This window comes from Emticicia sp., from assembly GCF_043780375.1.
GTDB lineage: Bacteria > Bacteroidota > Bacteroidia > Cytophagales > Spirosomataceae > Emticicia.
The window spans coordinates 1-4,024 of record NZ_JAYWCU010000303.1 but is presented as its reverse complement, the minus strand read 5'-3'; the positions used below and the strand labels follow the sequence as shown (position 1 = coordinate 4,024).

Sequence of the window (4,024 nt, the reverse complement as noted above, 5' to 3'; positions counted from 1 at the left end):
AAAAACCATGTCTTAAGACATGGTTTTTTTTGTGAAAGGTTTTTCTCTTTCTTGAAAAATGATAAATTTGCAAAAAAGATTAATAATAATGAATAATATTTTCTGTAAATACGTAATAGTAAGTTTGCTATCTTTTTCATTTACTTCGTTTTCTCAAAATTTAAAAGAAGATATTCGATTAAAAACCAAACTCCAAGAAACCTTGAAAGGTTTTAATGGTGATGTTGGCATATATATTCGAAATCTAAAAACTAATAAATTCGTAGCAATCAATGCCGATACTATTTTCCCGACGGCAAGTATGGTGAAAATTCCGATTTTGATTGGGACATTCGATAAAATTCAAAAAGGTGAAATAAAATATGACCAAGAAATTGTTTATAAAGACTCTCTCGACTATGACGATGGAATTGTAGGCTCATTGAAAGACGGAGCGAAAGTTCCATTGAGTGAAGTTGTATTTTTGATGTGTTCGGTAAGCGATAATACTGCGAGTTTGTGGCTACAAGCATTGTCGGGCGGAGGAAAACGAATCAATGCGATTTTAGATTCATTGGGTTTTCAATCAACACGGGTCAATTCTCGCACACCAGGGCGTGAAGCTAATCGTACAAAATTTGGTTGGGGACAAACAACACCACGAGAAATGGCCAATTTATTAACAATGATTAGACAACGAAAAATAATCTCCCCATCGGCATCTGATAGAATGTATCGAAATTTGGGTCGCCAATATTGGGATGGAGAAGGTCTCTCACAAATTCCAGAATATATCAAAACTGGCAGTAAAAATGGGGCTGTAAATCGCTCACGTTCAGAAACCATTTTTGTTCATGCTCCACACGGAGAATATGTTTACAGTATTATTACAAAAAACCAGAAAGATGAATCTTGGGTTCGCACCAACGAAGGCTATGAATTATTGCGAAAAGTAAGTGCTTTATTGTGGAATTATTACGAACCAAATTCTACTTGGAAACCTGTTGATGGTTATGAAAAATGGTAAATCTATGATAAATCCAATTCAAAAAGATAAACAGCTTATAGCTGACATCAATTCTACATATAATAAAACCGAAGGATTTAGGGTTTGGTGGTTGGGACAAAGTGGTTTTTTTATTCAATTTCAGGGCAAACACTTGCTTTTCGACCCTTATTTGTCCGATTCATTGAGCAAGAAATATGCTCAAACCGACAAGCCTCATACCCGAATCAGTGAGATTGTAGTTGAACCTTCTCTGCTCAATATAATTGATATCGTAACGTCGTCGCATAATCATACTGACCACTTAGATGCTGAAACTTTATTGCCGATTTTTGAGAAAAACCCTGCTATAAAATTTATCATTCCAGAAGCAAACCGTGCTTTTGTTTGTGACCGTTTGAAATGCAAAAATGATTTTCCGATTGGATTAAATGATTTACAAAGTATTGATATTGAAGGATTTACAATAACTGGCGTACCAGCTGCTCATAATTCTATAGAAAGAGATGAAAAAGAGAACTTGAAGTTTATGGGCTTTATTGTTGCCTTCGGAAATTATAAAGTTTATCATTCGGGAGATACAATTTGGTATGATGGAATTGTAGAAACTTTAAAACCGTTTCAAGTTGATATTGCCTTTTTACCTATCAACGGCAATAAGCCAGAAAGGCGTGTAGCAGGAAATTTAAGCTATGAGGAAGCTGCCAGATTAGGAAAAGAAATTGGTGCGAAACTAACAGTTCCTCACCATTATGACTTATTTGAATTTAATACCGAAAATTCTGAAAACTTTGTTAAAAAAGCCGAAGAATATGGAATTGCTTATAAGGTTTTGAGATTGGGTGAGAGAATTGAAATTATTTAAAACTTCACCCCAAATCTTTCCCCTAAAGCAATTAAATCTTCAATTACTTTGTCATTTAGTGGAATCCCCTCAGCTCGTCTAATTTTTTCAAGTTCACGTTCTGGGTCGCCAGGTATCACAACTGGTTGATTCTCAATGTGTTTGGTAGCACGAAAACGTTCGATCCATGTGTCCATACTCGCCTTAAAATCTTCTTTCGGACGAAAACCATCAATTCTCATTGCTCCCAAAAAATGCCCCGTTCCTTTGCCAACTTGCTCGGCAGCTACCCCATGAAAACCAGCCGTTGCAAAAGGAGGAACCCAAGGCCCAAAATTTGCTCCAGACAAAACTCCCGAAAAAATATCAACAATGGCAGCCAAACCATAACCTTTATGGCTCCCATGTTCACGGTCGCCGCCAAGTGGCACTAAACCTCCGCCATTTTTTATGGCATTTGCATCATCCGTATAATTGCCATCTGCATCTTGAATCCAACCAATCGGGGCTGCCAAACCTTTTCGTTGTAAAATTTCTAATTTCCCGTAAGCTACTGCTGTTGTCGCAAAATCTGCTACAAATGGCGGTTGATTTCCAGCAGGAACAGAAACCGCAATCGGATTGGTACCTAACATTTTTTCAGTGGCAAAAGTTGGCACAACCAAAGGAGCAGAATTTGTCATTGCCCAACCAATCATATCGTGAGGCAGAGCCAACATAGAATGATAACCTGCAATACCAAAATGATTAGAATTTTGTACCGAAATCCAACCAGAACCTGCTCGTTTTGCCTTTTTAATGGCAACTTTCATGGCAAAAGGTGCAACAACTAAACCAAGACCTTTATCTCCATCAATAACAGCCGTTGAAGGCGTTTCATGAAGAATTATAATCTCAGGCTTTGGGTTTAAGCGTCCATTATCAAATAAACGAACATAGCCAACCAAGCGTGCCGTACCATGCGAATCTACACCTCGAAGGTCGGCAGAAACCAATACGTCGGCAGCTAATTTTGCATCTTTGAGTGAACAACCAATACTTAAAAAGATATTTTCAGTAAAACGACGGAGTTTTTTTTCTTGAATCATAATGGATTTGGACGAGCCATACATCTGTTTAAAAAAGTTTCAATTATTTGCTCATTGAATTTTTTAATCAATAAACCTCTTCAAAATCGGAGCATAACTATCAACTCTTCTATCACGCAAAAAGGGCCAAGTGGTACGGTATTTTTCGGTCAAATCCAAGTCAATCTCTTGAACGTGAGTTTCTTCTTGATCGTGCGAAGCTAAATAAAGCAAACTCCCAAAAGGATTTGCCACAAAACTTCCACCCCAAAATTGTTGGTCTGCCTCACGCCCTACCCGATTAACCGAAACTACGTGTAATCCATTTGCTACTGCATGACTACGTTGAATTGTTTGCCAAGCATTATATTGTTCTACGTTTGCAGAAGCATCTTTTTCATTTGTATCCCAACCAATTGCGGTCGGATAAAACAAAATTTCAGCTCCCATCAAAGCCGTAATTCGAGCTGCTTCAGGATACCATTGATCCCAGCAAATCAGTACGCCTAATTTACCAAACTTCGTTTCAAATATTCTATAGCCTAAATCGTCTGATGAAGCTTCACGAGGCGAAGCGTCGCCTGGAGTAAAATAGAATTTTTCGTAATAACCTGGGTCGTCAGGAATATGCATTTTGCGATATTTCCCTAAATATTTTCCATCGGCATCAAGCACTGCGGTTGTATTGTGGTAAAGGCCTGCGGCACGTTTTTCAAACAATGAGGCTATAATTACAACATTATTTTCTTTGGCAACATTCGATAATAAATCGGTTGTTGGCCCTGGAATTGCCTCAGCAAGATTAAAGTTTTCATGGTCTTCAACATCACAAAAATACAAAGAGGTAAAAAGTTCTTGTAAACAAACGATATTGGCTCCTTTCTGAGCAGCATTTTTGATTCCTTCAATGGCTTTTTTTGTATTTTCAGCAATATTTGCCGAACAAGACATTTGTACTAAACCAATATTTACTTTCCGCATAATTCTTAATTTTTTGCAAAGATACATCCATAAATTTAGAATTTAGAGTGACTTTGTTGCAACGGTAGAAAAAAGCAGGAAAATAAAGATTTACCTTTGAGTGTCGAGCTTAAAGAATAAATCAAAACCTTCCTGATGAGTAAATAT

4 protein-coding genes are annotated in these 4,024 nt (G+C 37.3%); 2 read left to right on the top strand and 2 right to left on the bottom strand.

Annotated elements, in window-relative coordinates; translation table 11 throughout:
• Positions 1–88 precede the first annotated feature (88 nt).
• Both ACH2CJ_RS21940 and ACH2CJ_RS21935 read left to right on the top strand, forming a co-directional pair.
• Positions 89–1,006 (top strand): serine hydrolase, encoded by a 918-nt coding sequence (locus tag ACH2CJ_RS21940; protein ID WP_394996778.1) that lies wholly within the window; start codon positions 89–91, stop codon positions 1,004–1,006.
• Positions 1,007–1,010: 4 nt separating this feature from the next.
• Positions 1,011–1,850 carry an MBL fold metallo-hydrolase gene (locus tag ACH2CJ_RS21935; RefSeq protein WP_394996775.1) on the top strand — a complete coding sequence of 280 codons (840 nt, stop codon included), beginning with the start codon at positions 1,011–1,013 and terminating at the stop codon, positions 1,848–1,850.
• Here the strand turns inward: ACH2CJ_RS21935 and ACH2CJ_RS21930 are convergent.
• Positions 1,847–2,917 carry an Ldh family oxidoreductase gene (locus ACH2CJ_RS21930; protein WP_394996772.1) on the bottom strand — a complete coding sequence of 357 codons (1,071 nt, stop codon included), beginning with the start codon at positions 2,915–2,917 and terminating at the stop codon, positions 1,847–1,849. The genes ACH2CJ_RS21935 and ACH2CJ_RS21930 overlap by 4 nt on opposite strands.
• 63 nt (positions 2,918–2,980) lie before the next feature.
• Complete coding sequence (locus ACH2CJ_RS21925; protein ID WP_394996781.1) at positions 2,981–3,880, bottom strand: carbon-nitrogen hydrolase; 900 nt, start codon at positions 3,878–3,880, stop codon at positions 2,981–2,983.
• Between the last annotated feature and the right edge of the window lie 144 nt (positions 3,881–4,024).